The organism is Microcystis sp. MC19, from assembly GCF_003019735.1.
Taxonomy (GTDB): domain Bacteria; phylum Cyanobacteriota; class Cyanobacteriia; order Cyanobacteriales; family Microcystaceae; genus Microcystis.
The window spans coordinates 4,230,764-4,248,840 of the sequence record NZ_CP020664.1 but is presented as its reverse complement, the minus strand read 5'-3'; the positions used below and the strand labels follow the sequence as shown (position 1 = coordinate 4,248,840).

Sequence of the window (18,077 nt, the reverse complement as noted above, 5' to 3'; positions counted from 1 at the left end):
TAACTGATAACTGATAACTGATAACTGATAACTGATAACTGATAACTGATAACTGATTATGACTACTTGGCAATGTGACGGTATCCCTAAAGATGGTAAAACTTATCCGCAAGCGATTGCGGGAGGTCATGAACCCTGCGAAAATACTACTCCTGATTGTCCTATCTGTGGCCTACCTAGGGAAGCGATGGATCCCGTCACAACGACGGTTAAAACCACGGTGGTGGTCTCCCCGGGGGGTACAACTAAAGTCGGCCGAAAATCGAACTGGTTACTTCCCTTCGCTTTGATAATTACCGCTTTAACCGCAGGTTTAGGGGGTTGGAGTCTATTGCAAATGCTCATTCCCAAACCCGATACTTCCCAAGTTACACCAGAAGAAACCCCAGACAAGCAACCCAAGGCAACTTTTGTGAGTAATACGGCTAAAAATCCCGATTTATTTAGCCAAGGTGAGAAAATACTGCTTAATTCCACTCCTAACAAAGAAAAAGGCGCAGCGGCCTTTAAAAAGGAAGATTGGGCAAATGCGATCGCAGCTTACCAACTAGCAGCCACTCCCCAAGCAAACGATCCGGAGGGCAAAATCTATTACAATAACGCCAAAGCCAGACAAAAGGGTAATCAAAATACTATAGCCGTCGTTGTCCCCATCGCTAACGACCCCAACAGCGCTAAGGAAATTCTCCGAGGTGTGGCCAGGTATCAAGAGGAGTTTAATAATTCTAATCCGGGTAATCCTTTGGAAATAGTCATCGCTAATGATGGCGGTGGGTTACAATCAAAAGCGATCGCTGATGATCTGATTCAATCCGGTCAAGTTTTAGCAGTTATGGGCCACGGAATCGATCCTTTTAGTCAAAAAGCGATTGAAAGTTACGAAAAAGAAGGATTAGCGATTCTCTCTCCCCTGACTACCAGTGTTAGTCAAACGGGAAATGCAACCCTGAAAACCATTCCCCTTAAGGATAAATCTCAGGAAGTTTTAGGCAGTTATCTGGAAGCAGTGGCCAAAACTTTGGCTAATTATGCTAGTCAGCAAGAGAATTCTCCGTCAGTGGTTCTTTTTTATAATTCCGATAGTCCCTATAGTCAAAAATTAAAGGATTCCTTTGCTAAAGCGATAAAGGAACCGGGAGGCAAGATAGTTAAGGCAATAGACACCACCAAAGCCAATTTTAACGCTAAAACCGCCATAGATCAGGCAAGACAAGCCGGCGCTAAGGTGGTATTTTTGGCCCTGAGTAAAGACGGCGATCGCATAGATCAAGCCGTGGCTATTGCCCAAGAATCGTCTGGAATGCTCTTATTAGGCGGAAATGAACTTTATACACCCGATATACTTATTCAAGGAGCGGATAGCATCGACGGATTAGTTCTAGCAGTACCTTGGAGTTTCCAAGCAACGGATCCTTTTGCCAAAGATGCGCTGAAAAGTTGGCGCGGTCGCGTCAGTTGGCGTACTGCTACCGCCTACGATAGCATGAAAGTATTAGGAGAAGCGATCGCTAAAAGTTCTGACCGTGCTACTGTAGTCGAAACTTTAAATCGAGGAATCACCTTGCAGGGAAGCACCACGGATTTTAAGATTTTTAATCAAGTTCCCCTGGTGCGTGCTAATCGCGGCAATGAGGGGCCAAAGGGTTCTCAATATCAATTCGATCCTATCTAAAATAGATAATGTGATGTCGAGGAGTAGAATCAAGTCTAATTTTATGAACAATATCTTACCCATCCTAGCTTTGTTAATGTCGGTGTCGGGAATTGCCGTGTCTTTGGGACGGGAGGAAGTCCGATGTCGTCTCGGTTTAGAATCGGCAGCCTGTCCCCGGGAAGAACAAAACATCAGCGAAGACACCCCCCCAGATACCCCCGCAACTACCCCCGCAACTACCCCAGAATCTCCCCGGATAGAAGAAACTCCCCCGGAAACTACCCGTAATAGCGAACCTTCCCCCGAAGTTTCCCCGTCTCCTGAAAGCGAAACCCCGGTGGAATTCACCCCCATCCCGGAAAAGAACCCCAGTCCAGAAGTACCCCCCGAAAATCCCCCCACCTCAGAAACCAAAGCGGTGGAAAAAACTCCAGATGCAGAAAAAAGTCCCGATGTCAATCCATCTAAAGATGGAGAAACTGAAAGTATTCCGTTAGAAGTTATTCCCCCCGCACAGTAAAATCGGACAAAATCAATTTCTGGTGGGGTAGGGTTGATTCATGAATCAACCCTACAGATCCTGGACAATAAAATCGGACAAAATCAATTTCAGGCTGAGGATAGGAACTCATGCAAGAAGTGGTTATACTAAATCTGGTTATTAAAGACTGATATTTATTCTCCGTTTTGCCTTTTGCATGAATAGAAAACGGGTTTCTCCGAGAAACCCGTTTTCTGTGCGTTACTCAATTGTATCTAGCTTCTTTCGGCAAACCCTAACTATTGGATTAACGTTTCTTGCGAAGTCCCATTAATCCGAGTCCTGTAAAAGCCAGAAGTCCAAAGATAGAACTGGGTTCGGGAACATGAACGTAGTCTTCTACTTCTCCGTGAGAGACACAGTTTCCTGCTGCTGCATCAGTGGTGTTACAGTCTGCTTTAGAGTAATATTCGCCAAACGGTTTCACGTCCAAATCTAACGGGTCCCAAGTGAGGCGGAAGCGACTATAAAGACCATCTGCTTTGGGATTGAATCCTAGATTATAACGCTTGGTAAAGATGCCTGGTGCTAGGGTGAGTAAATCATCAATGTAGAGTTCTGATGTGTGGTCGAAGACTCCATTGTAATTAGTGTCCCACCATGCACGAAGTTGATAAGGATTAGGATCTGGACGAGAAATGTTGAAAGTTACATCTACCCAACTATCTCCGAAGACTACGCCGTCTTCATCATCAACTGGGGTAGGAAATCCTCCCAAGATACTCTTGTCATCCCCATCTGCTAGGATTGTCGGTTGTCCATCAATTTCACTATCCCATTGCGATCCCAGCCTTTGAAGATTACCTTCGTCATAACGAGGGCCATCTGACGCAAGTAGGGTCTTGTAGCTATCAGGGGCATCTCCAAAGTCTTTAGCTGTACCAGCAATTATGGCATCAATTTGGGTATTTCCATCGTGATTGCCTCCTAATGGTTGAGCGGCAATTCGTACAAACTTAGCCTGTACGTCAGAAAACCATCGAGCTACATAGTCCTCAGCTTTACTAGCGAGAGTCCAACCATCCTCAAATACTGAATTCAGCGTGCCGCGTACCCAGTTAATGCTATCAGATGAAAACTCTATGATGTAATCTAAGGCTGATTCACGAGGAGACCAATTACCGGAAGCGCCAACATCCATATCCGCATAACGGGCAATCTGAGATATCACATCGACAATTTGAAATGTATTACCATTAAATCGTCCGAGAGTTAGCTCTGGTCTATCCCCCGTCAACCAATTATCATGTTGATGCTCGATGTTAAGCGTCGAAGCTGAGGGATGCTCCCATAGGTGTTGTGAAGGGGCAATATTTGCAATTTCCCATGTCAAAAAATCAATACCAGAATGATTGTCTCCAGTTTGGGTTGCTAATTCTAAGGGTATATTGTCTTCAACCCAGTCAAAATCAGCGCGATCTCCATGGGTAAAGCCGTTGTCATCGCGTTTAACAAATGGGCTACGGTGTAAAGCTTCGATCTGGGTAATAGCTGCTCCACCAGCCAAGTTCGTGACATTTTCACCAAAATGACTTTTAGTGCCAATGTTTCCTATTCGCTGACCTGGCTCCCTTAGTCCAAACATTTCTGCTTGTATTTTATAAGCGGTGGGATTCGGATCGTCTGGGTTGGCATTCATCAGGTCATCAGCTAGTCTAGAATGAAAGGGATCGCCAGAAGTAAAGCGGTTGTCATCCATAAGAAAATGACCTAGCTCATGAGCAAAAGTAGATGAACCTCCGTTAGGTAGTGAACGACTGGTATCAGCAATAGCAAAACCATTGTTGAAGTTTGGAGTTCCTGGTGGAAGTGGATTAGTATTATTTCCACCAAATGCAAATCCACCTCGAGAAGCATAGATAGGAGGTAAAGTGTAGCCTTCAGCTACTGGAATATCATCAACATAATATTGATTTACAGTGTCAGTATTGGCGCTACGGTTTTTTCCGAAAAGCATTGATAGGCTTGGCTCTACTGTCGAACCTCCAACAGGACTGCCAGGCGGCATTATCATGCTGGTGACAATATCGTTACCGGGGATAGTGATATTGTTTTCTTGCAGAATTGTGATGCCAGCCTGAGCGTAGATCGCATTAGCAACATCAAAATCTTGCCGTCTGAGATCTGGATTTACATTCGAGTTCCCACCTGGAGCATTCACATTATGTGTCAAAACCCTAACTAGGTTATCACTCCAGTCATAACCCCGCACATTGTCAACAGTTCCATCTAAAGCAGGATGACGTACATCCGTCCAACCAGTTCGCTCTTCGCCATTAAATGTCGGACCAGAATGCCGGAAGCTAAGATAACCTTCTTTGATCATAGGAGTTCGTAAATTTGCACCTTCAGCTAAGTTTGGCACAATCAAAGGTGTAATTACGCCAATCATTACACTCCAGCCAAGACGTACAGTGTTTTGAGAATTCATTGATAACCTCCTAATAATTTGTTGAAAATTTTGAAGTTGCACTACATCGCTTCAATTTTGGATTGGAAAACTGTTGCTCATCAGCATCAATTTGTTTCCCTCAGTTTTCAAGAAATTTGACTCAAGTGTTTCGGCAAATCATCAAGCTATCGCAGTTGACTTAGGTAACAAAATGTGCCAGTTATTTGCCGGTAAAATCCTAACAAAGTAGCCTCCTCCATTTCTCGATCCCGTAGTCCAAGTCAAGCAACAGCCCAACCCAACCGTAATAGCAGATAGCGGAATGATACACATTCCCCCCCCCCACAACTGTATTCTAAGCTACATTTTTAAAATATTTACACTCCTCTCCGTCATACAAAATCTGGTTATTAAAAACTGATTATTTATTCCCCCTTTTTGACTTTTTTCTCGCCGTTAGGCGGGTCAATTTTTTTGAGAAAATTGAAGTATATTAAGTTTTGTTAAGAACAATGAAACTGAAACGGTTATCGGTGATTCAAAAGTATTATAATTGTCTTTGTTATCCTAAATCAATAGTTTTTGCGTGTCAATAATTATGAATAGTTATCAAACCCATAATGCTTGTAGGGGCGAAGCATTCGGGCAATAACCTATCGCTGAAACCGTAAATTTACTATCCGAATGCTTCGCCCCTACCCTAAATTTTTTCTTGTTTTTCTCTTGTTCCAAGGCTCTGCCTTGGAACAGAATATTTAAGGCTCTGCCTTAAAGTAATATTCAGAGAGAACCCTTGATTCAGTGAACAGTTATTAGTTCAGGTAGAACCTGGGAACGAGATATAAAAATCAAAAGTATTATAATTGTATTTGTTGTCTTAAGTGGGTGGGTGGAATTAAATATAAAATGAACGTAGGTTGGGTTGAAGCATGAAACCCAACGCCCGCATGGGTTACGCTACCGCTAACCCATCCTACAAATAATTGTGCCTACCTACTTAAATCAATAGTTTTTGCTTGTCAATAATTATGAATAGTTATCAAACCTATTTAACCATCGATCATTCTCAGAAGATTATCCTCTCTAACTTACCCTTTAAAGCAGGAACAAAGTTAGCCATTAACATTCAAGTAGTTGAGGATGAAAAGACAGAAGCCGATTTTGAAGCCTTATTAGATAAAACCCAGGCAATCTGGACTAAAGGAGATGGCTTAGAATATCAGCAAAAAATTCGGGAGGAGTGGATATGAAACGATTAATAGACTCCTGTATTTTAATCGACCATTTTAATGGTATTACCCAAGCTACAGTTTATCTAAAAGCTCACTTCTGTCATTACTAAAGCCGAAGTTCTCATTGGTTTTGATGATGATAATTCCTTTGACAAAGCAGGAGAGTTGTTAAGCCATTTTTCCCTGATAGATTTAGATATCAACATCACTGATTTAGTCATTCAAATCCGTCGTGAACAAATCAAAAAAAAGGCAACCAAACAGCCTAACAAAAAGGTTATTCAATGGAAATTGCCCGATGCCATTCAAGCAGCGATCGCCCTTTACTATAATCTCAAATTAGTCACTCGTAATACCCAAGATTTTGATCTCAATCAACATCCATTTATTGAGATTCCCTATACCATCTAACAATAAAACTGAAACAGTTATCGGTGATTCAAAAGTATTATAATTGTATTTGTTATCCTAAATCAATAGTTTTTGCGTGTCAGAACGTAGGTTGGGTTGAGGCATGAAACCCAACGCCCGCATGGGTTACGCTACCGCTAACCCATCCTACAAATAATTGTGCCTCCCTACTTATCCTAAATCAATAGTTTTTGCGTGTCAGTGATTACGAATAGTTAGGGTTTGCTGAAAAAGTACGGGCGACGATCCCTAAAACCCTTACCTTGCCTACATTTCACATTTATTCAGCAAGCGCTATTTACTTTTAGTCAAAATTAATTAACTTCTAACCCCGGAATGCTTAACTGTTCGGTTTTTGGCTGTGTTTCCCCGATATAATCCCCTTGCAACATATTAATTAAACAGCCACCAAGATGATAGGCCATATTCACGGGAACCGCGTTACCAATCTGTCGATATTGAGAGGTTAAATTACCGGTAAATTGCCAATCATCGGGAAAGGACTGCACTCGTGCATATTCTCTCACAGTCAAAGGACGAGTTTCTTGGGGATGGCATCTTTCTGTTTGGGTTTGTGCCGGACTACAGGTAATAGTTAAAGCCGGTTCATCCCAGGATAATCTTTTAGCATATCCTGTCCGTCCGCCGTGATTTTTGAGACTATTTTTCATATATTCTTTTTGAATATCCATCGGCAAATTCCGCCAATTTCCTCCTGCGGGAACTAAGGACATAATCTCTTTTTTTCTTTCTTTATATTCTACTCCTGGAGAACTTGGACAATTCTCTAGAGCTTTTTTCAGAGAAATAGTATAGTTTTTATATTGGGGAAAAATGGGTTTAATATTTAGGTCTTGACGGGTGGCGATAATAATTAATCTTTCTCTTTTTTGGGGAACATCAAGAAATTGAGCCGATAAAACTTGATAAGCAGCATAATAACCGATTTCCTGTAAAGCTTCCAGCATTAATTGCAGAGTTTCTCCTTTTTTATTGCTTAATAATCCTCGAACATTTTCGGCTATAGCGATTTTAGGTTGCACTTCCTGTAAACAACGAGCAAATTCAAAAAATAGGCTTCCTCTCAAATCTTCTAATCCTTTTCCTAACCCAGCATAACTAAAAGGTTGGCAGGGAAAACCTCCAGCTACAATATCTATTTTGTCTCTAAAATTGGAAAATTTAATCTTTTTTATGTCTTGATTTATAACATTCCATTGCGGTCGATTAAGTCTTAAAGTATTAACACAATCTTGATTAATTTCCACCAGTAATTGCGTTTTTAGTCCCGCATTTTCTAAACCTAAAGCCATACCACCACAACCAGCAAATAATTCAATAACTGTGTAATTAGTTGGCTCAACAGTTTGTAAGATTTTCAATTCTCTGGGGGATTGGTTATTTTTAAGATTGGTTAATTGCTCGAGATCAAATAACCAATCAACTTGATTGATTTTCTGACCTTTGATTAATTTTTTCTTTTGCCATGTTAGTATTTCTGCGGTAGTTACACCGAGAATATTAGCGGCTTTTTGTAGATTTACCTGAGTCATAACCAATAATTAGCAACTTCTCTACCTCTCTATTATACATCAAAGTAGCTAAACTTGATAAAGTTTTTTTTCGATTTTCCTGACTGTCATCTTTAACTTATTCAGGATAGTTTCATAATCTAAGTCCAACATTGACCAAAAAGCTTGCCCTGCTAATAGCTCAATATTATTCTCTTTAGCTTTGGTTTTGCTAATTGTCCAAGAATTGCCCATATCTAAAGCAGCGGCAAAAACTGAGTTAGGATGTATTTTTAATTCATTGATACTCCGATCACTCTGGCTACCAGTAAGAGTATCTTTTTTAGTTTTTAATTGAGTGTATTTGATTATTCCTTGATTAAAAACTACTAAATCCACACCTTTGATTTTAAAATTTAGAATTTTTTCTGGTACAAAAACCTGTGAACTAATAGAAGCAATTTCTTCTAAAGTATGACCTAGACTTTCCGAGATAAGATTGACATATTTATTCGATAAGTACAAGTTTTCACATTGAGCAAACTCAAAAATATTTTTAAATCCTTTCTTCTTTTTGAGAGATATATTTTTAAAATCCTGTTTTTCTTTCAGGATTTTTTCAACTACTTTAGACTGGAACTCATCCAAAGCATCATCGATTTTTTGATCCCTATTGTCTGCAATGTCTGTGTCTGTTTTTCTATTTTCTTGAAAATATTCAAAAATGAAATCATCAATTAGACGACAAATTTGATAAGTATCTACCAAGTCATGAGTAACAAAGGTAGGAATTTTGATCGAAGGTTTCTGTAAATTAATTTCTTCTAATAATTGGGTCAAGTTATGGCGATAAGAGTATAAATAGCTCATTATAGTTAGGGTTTGCTGAATAAATATAAAAACCTTGTTGGATAATACTTTTAGACTTTTTTGACCTCAAAAAGTGCCGACCATTGGAGTGATTGAGGGGAAAATTCAGGTACTTTTTCCCTGAAAATTAGGTAGTTGACCACCTGAAAATCGGTAAAACCCTACACCCCACACCCCACACCCCACACCCTGCCCCCAGGGAAAACTTTTTCAGCAGACCCTAGTTAGTTGCTGGGTTGGGATTGTTTACTGTTTAATTACAACTATAGCAATAGTCAATAAATTGTGAAAAAGCATCAAATCTTTTCAATTCGTTAAAATTAAATATTAACAGGGTCAATATATAATCTCTTATCTAAAATTGGTGTTCTTTGAATATTATTGACTTTGGCAATTGCTGATTCTAAACATAGCTGGTTTTCTGAAGACACAAAAAGCCTACTGCTTTCCAATACCTCGAATGCTACCTCTCTAGAAATTTGTTCTATTACCTCTTGGCTAACTTGATTATTTAGGTTGATAAAATTAATTATATCCTCTATAATAACTTTACCAAATTTATTCTTAAATTTTCTTTTTTGTCTTAATACTTTCTGAAATAGTTTGGCTTTGATACCTATTTTTTCAATAATATCAGCATTATAAAAAGGTACGCCAAGAACGTTAGATTCTTGTCCTACAATTAAAACAATTCTTGCTTGCTGCTTGCTGACTCTTGCCAGTTCCTTTAAAATGTCACCCATATCTAAACAGTATTGTACTACAGTGTAGAAACGATTACTCCTATTTGCTCTATTAGAGCCAATTTCTGACTTGGCTATCTTGAGTAAATCCCATCCTAATATTTCAGCAGATTGACGATAATTTTGATGGTAATTAAAAACATTTATATAGGGTGGAGAAGTCACAACAAAATCTATCTGATTATTTTTTAGTGGTAGAGAACGAGCATCAGATAATCCAACCCTGATCGGCTTTTGAGAGTAAGGTAGCTTAGTAATTATATTGCTAAGATGTAAAAATTTTTTCTGAATAAATTCCTGAGTAATTTTATTGTTACACACATCAAGAATGATTACCAAAGCATCAAATAAAACCTTTGACCGATCCGGTAGCATATTCCTAGTATTTTGCAATTTATCTACTAAATTTTCTACTTGGTCACTGACTTCAAAAATTCTCAAAGGAAATTCTTGATCGAGGATATTTCTCAGGTTTTTAAGAACTTCTTTTTTTTGAGAATCATTGATAAATTCATAGGTACGACTCATGATATAAGCAGCGGGATTAATCTCAAATCCATAAGCTTCTAGGGATAAATAACTTGCCTCTAGCAAAACAGTTCCGCTACCCACAAAAGGATCGAGGATGACCGAATTAGATGGGCAATAGAAACTTAAAATAGTCTCTATCAGTTGGGGTGAAAACTGACCTCGCCAAACAAATAAATTGGCTCTAGTTTTCTCAATAATGTCAAGTTTTTCTTGGGGTATAGGTTGATCAAAATCTGGCAACTTTCAATCTCCCTCTCTTGCTAAGAACAAAATTAAAGTTCTACTTTATCTGGAGAACAAACACTATAAAATGTCGGGGCTGAACAAAGTTCAACCCCTCAATATTTTCCTACTTGCGACCCGGAACTGTATATTTAAAATTCATCGGGCCGGTATAACCAGAAACCTCCGCTAATTTCTCTAATCTTTGGGTTCCCGAATATTCTTGACCCTTAATAATCCAAGTGGGGAAACCTTTAATTCCGGCATCGCGACAAGCTTGGGGATTACCATTAACCCCTTGGGGATCGCATTCGATATAAACCCCTTCTTTTTTGAGGATTTCTCCCGCTTCCTTACCAAATAACTGTTTTTGATCGTAACAGTGGGGACACCAAAAAGCCCCGTATTCTTTCGCACCAATTGCTTTTAAATGTTTAGCCAGGGCGATTTCTGCTTTTCCCGAAACCGTGGTTACTTCCCAACCGTAGGGAGGTTTAGCCGCTGTCATTGGCCGGGTAATTTCTTCTTTTCCTCCTGCGACCGTGGGGGAATTTACTCCTGCGTAAACCGCTAAAGTTCCCACAAAAGTAATCATTGCCACTACAACCATCGGCAGTATAATTTGTCCTAAACCTTCCCATTCGCGACCGACAATTGTGAGAATTAATAAGGTTAAAGCGAACAAAGCGGAAGTGATGCAGTAGGGACACAATTCCTTTAATTCCGTGGCTAGAACATACATTAAATAACCACTAAATACCGCCATCGCCGTCGCCCCCGCTAACAGCAATAACCAAGTATTATTTTCTAAACTTTTGCGGAGATTTTTCTGAGTTTCCCCATTAATAAATAGAGGACTGAGGGCAAAAACCGCCATGGCAATATAGGCCAAAAAACCGAACAAACTCAAGGGCAGCCGGAAAACCGTAGCGTAGGGACTATTAAGAACACCACTACAACCAGCCCCATCACTAGCCCCGGCGGTACAGGCCGCAGCCCCTCCCGTCAGTTTGGTAATGGTTAAATAGCCAGTCAGAATCGCCCCCACGATCGAAACGCCCCCAATTAGAGGCCGGGAGTAGCGATGAATCCAAGGTACAGAACGACGACGCATAATATTATTTAGATTAAATTACAGCAGAATTCAGGAGTCAGAAGTCAGGAGGTAAATCGAAATGTACTTTGTCGAAAGGAAAAATTCCGTAACGATATCGCGTTAATTAGGACATTTTCAATTCCTAAAAACTTAGGATAGCTATCCCCTGAAACTATTCGCCATTCTAGCAAGGGGTTATGTGGACAGAGGCAAAGAAGGCAGAGAATTATTAATTTTTGCCTTTTGATCGTTGATCTGCCGGGCCGTTTCCACAAATTGCGACACCCGGATCGGATCCACCGGTTCAGTAATTTTGCCATGACGCTTGAGGGAACTAGCCACGATCACCCCATCGGCAGCCGGCAGCAACTGCCCGATATTGTCCAAATCAGCCCCGCTGCCGATAAAAACCGGTGTTCCCTTGGCCGCCGCCACTGCCAGTTCCAAATCCTCAAAACTGGGGGGGCTACCGGTGGCCCAACCAGAGAGGATCACCCCGTCTGCCAGTCCCCGTTCGATCGTATCTTGCACCGCCGTGGTCAGATTAGGGGTTCCCAAGGGGCGGGCGTGTTTAACCAAAACATCCGCTAAAATTTTGACCTCAGACCCCAATTCGCGGCGATAACGCAGGAGTTCGTGGGCCTGACCCTCAATAATGCCCTGATCAGTGGCCATAACCCCCGTTAGCACATTAACCCGAATAAATTGGGCATTAACACAGGTAGCGATCGCTAAGGCACTATGGGCATCATTGCGGAGAACATTAAGACCAATCGGTAAGACCACCAGATTTTTAATGCGATCAACAATTAAAGTCATGGCACTAACCACGGCTGGATCCACCTGTTGCTTAGTAAAGGGGGCATCAAAAAAATTCTCGATAATCAAACCATCAACACCACCGGCAGCCAAAGCCGTCGCCTCCTGTTCAGCCCGCTCGATCACCGTCTTGAGACTACCACCCCAACGGGGGGAAGTGGGCAGGGGGGCGAGATGAACCACGCCAATAATCGGGTTTTTTGTCTTGAAAGTTGCAATTAAGTTCACAGCGTCTACTACTCTTAGCGTACCCAACCATGCGCCGCCCACCCATTTTAACAGGGTGAAGGCCTAGCCACGGGCCCCCGGGGGGAAATTATTTTAACTGCTAATGATTTTATCAAGTCCGGAATCCGTTAAAATGTCTTAACATTAAATAAGTTTAAGATTTGGTTGATACTCGATCGCATGGGCAATAAGCCAACCATCGCTATCTCACACCTGGGCTGTGAGAAAAACCGGATCGACTCCGAGCATATGTTAGGACTGCTGGCCAAGGCCGGCTATCCCGTAGATAATGACGAGGAGTTGGCCGATTACGTTATCGTTAATACCTGTAGTTTCATTCAAGCAGCTAGAGAAGAATCCGTTCGCACCCTCGTGGAACTGGCGGAAGCTAATAAAAAAATTATTATCTCCGGCTGTATGGCCCAACATTTCCAAGATGAACTGCTGACGGAATTGCCGGAAGCCGTGGCCATTGTCGGTACAGGGGATTATCAGAAAATCGTCGAGATCGTCGAACGGGTAGAGACGGGAGAACGAGTCAAAGAAGTCAGCACCGATCCCACTTTTATCGCCGATGAAAATCTGCCCCGTTATCGCACCACTACCGAAGGAGTCGCCTATCTGCGGGTGGCCGAAGGCTGCGATTATCGCTGTGCTTTCTGTATTATTCCCCACCTGCGCGGCGATCAAAGATCCCGTTCGATCGAGTCGATTGTGGCCGAAGCGCGACAATTGGCCAGCCAAGGAGTCCAAGAATTAATTCTCATTTCGCAAATAACAACCAATTATGGGTTAGACTTATATGGCGAACCCAAATTAGCGGAACTCTTGCGAGCGCTGGGAGAAGTCGATATACCTTGGATTCGCGTTCACTACGCTTACCCGACCGGGTTAACGCCAAAGGTTATCGAGGCGATCCGAGAGACCCCGAATGTTTTACCCTATCTAGACTTGCCGCTACAACATTCCCATCCCCACATCCTGCGGGCGATGAACCGTCCCTGGCAAGGACGAGTCAACGATGGCATTATCGAGCGGATCAAGCAAGCTATCCCGAACGCGGTTTTACGAACGACTTTTATCGTCGGTTTCCCCGGAGAAACCGAGGAACATTTCAGCCATCTGCTGGAATTTGTCAAGCGTCATGAGTTCGATCACGTCGGGGTGTTTACCTTCTCCGCCGAAGAAGGTACAGCCGCTTTTGACCTGCCCAATCCAGTGCCACAGGCAATTATGGAAGAACGCCGCGAAAGGTTGATGTTAACTCAGCAACCGATCTCGGAACGCAAAAATCAAGCTTATATCGGTCACACTGTCGATGTTCTCATCGAACAGGAAAACCCGGAAACAGGAGAATTAATCGGGCGTTCCGCTCGTTTTTCCCCGGAAGTGGATGGCTTGGTTTATGTGACAGGGGAGGCGATTCTAGGTGCGATCGTGCAGGTCCGAATCACTTCGGCCGATACCTACGATCTCTACGGCGAAATAGTCTAATTTTTCCATTTTTCTAATTTAATTCCCACAAAACAATCCCTATGACCACTGGTTTCAACAATTTAGGTTTATCCGATAGCCGTCTTCAACACCTAGAAACGCTTGGATTCACCACCCCCACCGAAATTCAAACCAAAGCCATCCCTCTCCTTCTAGAAGGGCATGACATGGTAGGAATGTCGCAAACGGGAACCGGCAAAACCGCCGCCTATTCCCTGCCTTTACTGGAACGCATGGACACCAAAAATCCTAACGTTCAAGCTTTAATCCTCACTCCCACCCGGGAATTAGCCCAACAGGTGGCCAGCGCCATCAAGGATTTCTCTGATGACCGTCGTCTCTTTATCCTGACAGTCTGTGGTGGTCAATCCATGGAACGTCAGATCCGCAGTCTGGAAAAAGGTGTCCAGATTGTGGTTGGGACTCCGGGCCGGGTAATCGATCTGCTCGATCGCAAAAAACTCCATCTAGAATCCCTAAACTGGGTAGTCCTCGATGAAGCGGACGAAATGCTCAGTATGGGTTTTATCGATGATGTTAAGAAAATTCTGCAAGCATCCCCCTCCACCCGTCAAACCGCCTGTTTCTCGGCAACTATGCCCCGGGAAATCCGCGATTTAATCGCTAATTTCTTGAAATCTCCCGTTTCTGTGACGGTTTCTCAACCCCAGGCCGCTCCTGCTAAGATCGAGCAGAAAATTTATCTGATCCCTCGCGGTTGGACGAAATTAAAAGTCCTGCAACCCCTGTTAGAGATCGAACCCCTAGAATCGGCGATTATTTTCGTCCGCACCAAGCAAACCGCGGCCGAATTAACCAGCAAACTGCAAGAAGCGGGGCAAACGGTGGATGAATACCACGGTAACTTAAGCCAAGTGCAACGGGAACGACTGGTGCAACGTTTCCGCGAGGGCAAAATTAAATTAGTGGTAGCCACAGATATCGCGGCCCGCGGTCTAGATGTGGAAAATCTCAGCCACGTTATTAACTATGATCTGCCAGATAATGCCGAAACCTATATTCACCGCATTGGCCGCACCGGCCGCGCTGGTAAAACAGGAACTGCTATATCCTTAGTAGAACCGATCGATCGGCGTTTGTTGCGTCAGATTGAACAGCGTCTGCGTCAACGTCTGGAATCTAGTCCCATTCCTAGTCGGACCGAAGTAGAAGCAAAACGTCTGGCCAAGCTGCAAAATCAGCTAAAAGAGGCTTTATCGGGGGAACGGATGGCTTCTTTCTTGCCTTTAGTGCGGGATTTAAGTGAAGAATACGATCCCCAAGCGATCGCGGCTGCTGCCCTGCAAATGATCTACGATCAAAATTGTCCCCAGTGGATGAAAACCGATTGGGAAGTTCCCGCAGCGGCCAGCAGTAAACCTGTGATTAATAAAACTCCCCGCAGTGGTGGTAATAAGTATCCCTCTAAGTCGAATAACCGTCCTTCCCTGGACAAAAAAATCGTCTTTCAAGAACGTTAATTTTTAGTTCTTGAATAGATAATTTTAAGAGTTGATAGACCGTTTTGGTTCTATCAACTTTTTTTATGTTTATAATAGCTTATTAACCCTATATACTTTTGACTTTTTTATACTGTTCTGTCACGGCGGCATTTAATAGATCATCTTTAAAATTTCTGATTAATTCAATTACTAAATTATAAATACTGATGTATTCTTCATAATCGATAAGTAGGTAGGCACAATTATTTGTAGGATGGGTTAGCGGTAGCGTAACCCATGCGGGCGTTGGGTTTCATGCTTCAACCCAACCTACGTTCATTTTATATTTAATTCCACCCACCTACTTAGTTAAATACTTTCCATGAGCAATTTTATTTCTTTGGGTGAGAAGTTGTTCATCAATAGCTTTCTGCTTCAGTTGATAATCACTATCATCAATTCCTAGAATAGTACAGATATCAGTGAAAACTTCAAAATTGAGATTAGATTTGGTGTTAATAATATTTTCGTAGGGTATATAAGCTCTATTTTCTAGGTTATCAAGTAAATTTTTGATCATCTCTTTTTGTAACTTAAATTTATTGGTTTTTATTAACTCATTTATAGATTTTCTAGAACTAAGGGCAACGAAACAGTAATCCAGTTCATGATAATTTAATTTTCTTAAGGAAACAAACTGCAAATAACATTCTGCTGCATATTTAATAAAACCTTCCCAATGGGCATAGAGAGTGGTTATTCCGGCTCTAATTAATACATCTTGCTCAGTTCCTTTTTGTGGAGGAATTTTAGTTTTTAAAATACTAAGTTCTCTGATTCGCCATGCCATATCTTCATCTAAGTTTTTCTGGAGAATTTCGATAGTTCTATTATCTTTACTCATTACTTTTTAAAATATTTTTTGCCAAATTCAATCATTTTGTGCATTCTAGTTCTAGCTCTCGATCCTGTACCGATGTTAGAAATAAAGTCAGATTCTGACCACATTTCCTGAATTTTTGTTTTTAGCAGTTCAATATCTTGAGCAGAGTAATCATCAATATTTTCTCGTAATCCTGTAGTGATCGCTTCATAAGCAGAATCGAGAAATTTCCCCTTGAATCTTGTTTCATCATATTTGGTAAAAGTATCTTCATTCGTCGCTTGATCAAGCAATAAAAACATTTTAGCGAATTTTTCTTGCTCTAACACACGATCAAAAGTGATGGAATTGCATAATTTTATCAAATAGTCAGTCAAATATTCATTAACCTCTTTTTTGTTCAATGATGTTTGACCAAATGTGGGAGAAGACAGGGCAAAATATTTAAGAATTAGTTCCAAGTCGTAGCGTTCTTGTCTTAATCGCTCGGATAGGGAAATACAATTTTTAAAGTTCTCATTTTCTGCCAAGTCTTCTAACCACTTATATAGGCTTTTATCTAGCATAATCAAAAGACAATTACGCACCTCTTGATAAGATAAAAAAGAGCCACCAGTATTTAAACGATGAAAAACTTCAAACTTAGCATTTTTTCCGATTCTTTTTGGATAATCTGAACCTGTATTTTCGCTCTTTTGAAATCTATTTTTAGAGATGGTGGCAAATTATACTCTCCTTCCTCTGCACCTTCCCACATAACTCCGTTTAAGCTAGGTAATAAGTTAGTACCTTGAAGCACCAGTTTCGGTTTTTTCTTAGTTTCATCGTCCTCATCTCTTAAATCGCCAACAAATTCCAAAATTGTTGAAATCCTTTGTAATCCATCCACCAATTCCCAAACACTATCTTCTTCTCTCTGATAGACAAAAATAGAGGGAATAGGAATTCCTAATAGTATCGATTCTATGAATCGGCTTTTTTGGGCTATTGTCCAACGAAAATATCTTTGAAAATCTGGATTAATTGTCATTTCTTTGTTATTATAAAGACTAATAATCTCTCCGATTGACATAGGATAGTTATCGGTACGAAATTCTTTAGTTTTTGCCTTAACTTCTTCTAATAAATTCATCTTATAGCAGTTATCTTAATGGTGAAGTACAAAGTTTTCGTTTTGGGGAGCCGGTCGTCAGGATTCGATACCAAATTAGGTTACACTTCATCTTTAGAAACAAAGCTGTAATTTTTCTATACTTAGTATAATCTCTCTATTCTACTTTTATACCATCCGCCAATTCAAAAATGAAACGCGTCAACCTCAAGAGTTGACAGAAAAAGGCTCATCCCCGCAATTGGCACAAACATCAATTTTCAGGTGGCTAATCTGCAAAGACGCGATTTATGTCCCGATATTGCGGTGATGTTAGCTTGGATTGAACAGGCGAAAATCTTAACCAGAGAGTTAAAATAAGCCCTATCTCCGATAATTTTGGCATAAATTAACCAAAAGTAGTGCCATTCCATCCCCAAAGATCACCTTTCGCCTCGGCAAATTCTAGATAAATGCGATTTTTCGGTATTCCTAAATAAGCCTCAATTTCTTGACAAAAATCACTACTCATGCTTTTAGTTTGAGCGGCGGAAATAGAACCAACACTTTTAATCTCCACATAACACACTGGCTCAAAAGTGCCAGCAAAAGTCATTTTTATCCCCGATTCTAAAGCTGTCATCACATAGGATTCGGGTTTTCCCAGATGTTTAGCTAATTTAGCCGAAAGACTCTGCAAAAGTTGATTAACCGTCTCATCATCGAGGGAGGTGACAGAAGTTTGAATTTTAATTAGAGGCATAGGAAAAATCTCAGAAATATTTTTCTATAATATAACAGTGTTGCCTGTTCCCTAAAACCAGAGACTTCGTACCTCACCATTAAGATAACTGCTATATTACCCATTGTGCTTTCAACTGTCCACAACTCAAATGTCAACAATATACACAAAAGTGG

The 18,077-nt window shown here is 41.1% G+C and carries 16 protein-coding genes; 6 read left to right on the top strand and 10 right to left on the bottom strand.

Annotated features, from left to right (window positions below; all coding sequences use genetic code 11):
- Window positions 1-58: 58 nt before the first annotated feature.
- Together B5D77_RS21550 and B5D77_RS21545 are read left to right on the top strand one after the other, a co-directional pair.
- Window positions 59-1,672, top strand: coding sequence for an ABC transporter substrate-binding protein (locus B5D77_RS21550; RefSeq protein ID WP_106909623.1), 1,614 nt, complete (start codon window positions 59-61; stop codon window positions 1,670-1,672).
- A gap of 43 nt (window positions 1,673-1,715) precedes the next feature.
- Complete coding sequence (locus tag B5D77_RS21545; RefSeq protein ID WP_106909622.1) at window positions 1,716-2,174, top strand: hypothetical protein; 459 nt, start codon at window positions 1,716-1,718, stop codon at window positions 2,172-2,174.
- Between the two features lie 268 nt (window positions 2,175-2,442).
- On the opposite strand, the gene B5D77_RS21540 is transcribed toward B5D77_RS21545, so the two are convergent.
- Window positions 2,443-4,626 (bottom strand): PEP-CTERM sorting domain-containing protein, encoded by a 2,184-nt coding sequence (locus tag B5D77_RS21540; protein WP_106909621.1) that lies wholly within the window; start codon window positions 4,624-4,626, stop codon window positions 2,443-2,445.
- A 989-nt stretch (window positions 4,627-5,615) separates the two neighbouring features.
- Between B5D77_RS21540 and B5D77_RS21535 the strand changes: the two genes are divergently transcribed.
- Together B5D77_RS21535 and B5D77_RS21530 are read left to right on the top strand one after the other, a co-directional pair.
- Window positions 5,616-5,837: a hypothetical protein gene (locus B5D77_RS21535; RefSeq protein WP_002776915.1), complete on the top strand. Its 222-nt coding sequence runs from the start codon at window positions 5,616-5,618 to the stop codon at window positions 5,835-5,837.
- An 84-nt stretch (window positions 5,838-5,921) separates the two neighbouring features.
- Window positions 5,922-6,230: a PIN domain-containing protein gene (locus B5D77_RS21530; RefSeq protein ID WP_369751897.1), complete on the top strand. Its 309-nt coding sequence runs from the start codon at window positions 5,922-5,924 to the stop codon at window positions 6,228-6,230.
- A gap of 314 nt (window positions 6,231-6,544) precedes the next feature.
- Here B5D77_RS21530 and B5D77_RS21525 read toward each other — a convergent pair whose 3' ends face one another.
- The 5 genes from B5D77_RS21525 to btpA all read right to left on the bottom strand — a co-directional run bounded on the left by B5D77_RS21525 (window position 6,545) and on the right by btpA (window position 12,250).
- Entirely contained in the window at window positions 6,545-7,783 is a 1,239-nt protein-coding gene (locus tag B5D77_RS21525) for a DNA cytosine methyltransferase (protein WP_106909620.1), read from the bottom strand.
- 48 nt (window positions 7,784-7,831) lie between these two features.
- Window positions 7,832-8,611, bottom strand: coding sequence for a hypothetical protein (locus tag B5D77_RS21520; RefSeq protein ID WP_106909619.1), 780 nt, complete (start codon window positions 8,609-8,611; stop codon window positions 7,832-7,834).
- A gap of 320 nt (window positions 8,612-8,931) precedes the next feature.
- Window positions 8,932-10,125 carry a DNA methyltransferase gene (locus B5D77_RS21510; protein ID WP_106909618.1) on the bottom strand — a complete coding sequence of 398 codons (1,194 nt, stop codon included), beginning with the start codon at window positions 10,123-10,125 and terminating at the stop codon, window positions 8,932-8,934.
- Between the two features lie 109 nt (window positions 10,126-10,234).
- Window positions 10,235-11,221 (bottom strand): vitamin K epoxide reductase family protein, encoded by a 987-nt coding sequence (locus B5D77_RS21505; protein WP_106909617.1) that lies wholly within the window; start codon window positions 11,219-11,221, stop codon window positions 10,235-10,237.
- 177 nt (window positions 11,222-11,398) lie between these two features.
- Entirely contained in the window at window positions 11,399-12,250 is an 852-nt protein-coding gene (btpA, locus tag B5D77_RS21500) for a photosystem I biogenesis protein BtpA (protein WP_008198523.1), read from the bottom strand.
- Between the two features lie 180 nt (window positions 12,251-12,430).
- On the opposite strand from btpA, the gene rimO reads away from it, so the two are divergent.
- Window positions 12,431-13,744 carry a 30S ribosomal protein S12 methylthiotransferase RimO gene (gene rimO / locus B5D77_RS21495; protein ID WP_106909616.1) on the top strand — a complete coding sequence of 438 codons (1,314 nt, stop codon included), beginning with the start codon at window positions 12,431-12,433 and terminating at the stop codon, window positions 13,742-13,744.
- Between the two features lie 41 nt (window positions 13,745-13,785).
- Window positions 13,786-15,225: a DEAD/DEAH box helicase gene (locus B5D77_RS21490; protein ID WP_008198520.1), complete on the top strand. Its 1,440-nt coding sequence runs from the start codon at window positions 13,786-13,788 to the stop codon at window positions 15,223-15,225.
- Between the two features lie 322 nt (window positions 15,226-15,547).
- Here B5D77_RS21490 and B5D77_RS21485 read toward each other — a convergent pair whose 3' ends face one another.
- The 4 genes from B5D77_RS21485 to B5D77_RS21470 all read right to left on the bottom strand — a co-directional run bounded on the left by B5D77_RS21485 (window position 15,548) and on the right by B5D77_RS21470 (window position 17,922).
- Window positions 15,548-16,090: an MAE_28990/MAE_18760 family HEPN-like nuclease gene (locus B5D77_RS21485; protein ID WP_253257759.1), complete on the bottom strand. Its 543-nt coding sequence runs from the start codon at window positions 16,088-16,090 to the stop codon at window positions 15,548-15,550.
- Window positions 16,090-16,635: a hypothetical protein gene (locus tag B5D77_RS27470; RefSeq protein WP_254053000.1), complete on the bottom strand. Its 546-nt coding sequence runs from the start codon at window positions 16,633-16,635 to the stop codon at window positions 16,090-16,092. Before B5D77_RS27470 ends, B5D77_RS21485 begins: the two co-directional genes overlap by 1 nt.
- A 53-nt stretch (window positions 16,636-16,688) precedes the next feature.
- Window positions 16,689-17,201, bottom strand: a complete 513-nt coding sequence (locus B5D77_RS27465; RefSeq protein ID WP_253257761.1) for a DUF262 domain-containing protein — start codon at window positions 17,199-17,201, stop codon at window positions 16,689-16,691.
- A gap of 367 nt (window positions 17,202-17,568) precedes the next feature.
- Window positions 17,569-17,922, bottom strand: coding sequence for a phenylpyruvate tautomerase MIF-related protein (locus B5D77_RS21470; protein ID WP_002734736.1), 354 nt, complete (start codon window positions 17,920-17,922; stop codon window positions 17,569-17,571).
- Window positions 17,923-18,077: the final 155 nt, after the last annotated feature.

Bases quoted from the DNA above. Each gene is read 5' to 3' on its own strand.
- B5D77_RS21470 (WP_002734736.1), bottom strand. From the start codon at position 17,922: ATGCCTCTAATTAAAATTCAAACTTCTGTCACCTCCCTCGATGATGAG.
- B5D77_RS21545 (WP_106909622.1), top strand. From the start codon at position 1,716: ATGAACAATATCTTACCCATCCTAGCTTTGTTAATGTCGGTGTCGGGA.
- B5D77_RS21540 (WP_106909621.1), bottom strand. From the start codon at position 4,626: ATGAATTCTCAAAACACTGTACGTCTTGGCTGGAGTGTAATGATTGGC.
- B5D77_RS21550 (WP_106909623.1), top strand. From the start codon at position 59: ATGACTACTTGGCAATGTGACGGTATCCCTAAAGATGGTAAAACTTAT.
- B5D77_RS21535 (WP_002776915.1), top strand. From the start codon at position 5,616: ATGAATAGTTATCAAACCTATTTAACCATCGATCATTCTCAGAAGATT.
- B5D77_RS21485 (WP_253257759.1), bottom strand. From the start codon at position 16,090: ATGAGTAAAGATAATAGAACTATCGAAATTCTCCAGAAAAACTTAGAT.
- rimO (WP_106909616.1), top strand. From the start codon at position 12,431: ATGGGCAATAAGCCAACCATCGCTATCTCACACCTGGGCTGTGAGAAA.
- B5D77_RS21490 (WP_008198520.1), top strand. From the start codon at position 13,786: ATGACCACTGGTTTCAACAATTTAGGTTTATCCGATAGCCGTCTTCAA.
- B5D77_RS21520 (WP_106909619.1), bottom strand. From the start codon at position 8,611: ATGAGCTATTTATACTCTTATCGCCATAACTTGACCCAATTATTAGAA.
- B5D77_RS21525 (WP_106909620.1), bottom strand. From the start codon at position 7,783: ATGACTCAGGTAAATCTACAAAAAGCCGCTAATATTCTCGGTGTAACT.
- B5D77_RS27470 (WP_254053000.1), bottom strand. From the start codon at position 16,635: ATGCTAGATAAAAGCCTATATAAGTGGTTAGAAGACTTGGCAGAAAAT.
- B5D77_RS21505 (WP_106909617.1), bottom strand. From the start codon at position 11,221: ATGCGTCGTCGTTCTGTACCTTGGATTCATCGCTACTCCCGGCCTCTA.
- B5D77_RS27465 (WP_253257761.1), bottom strand. From the start codon at position 17,201: ATGAATTTATTAGAAGAAGTTAAGGCAAAAACTAAAGAATTTCGTACC.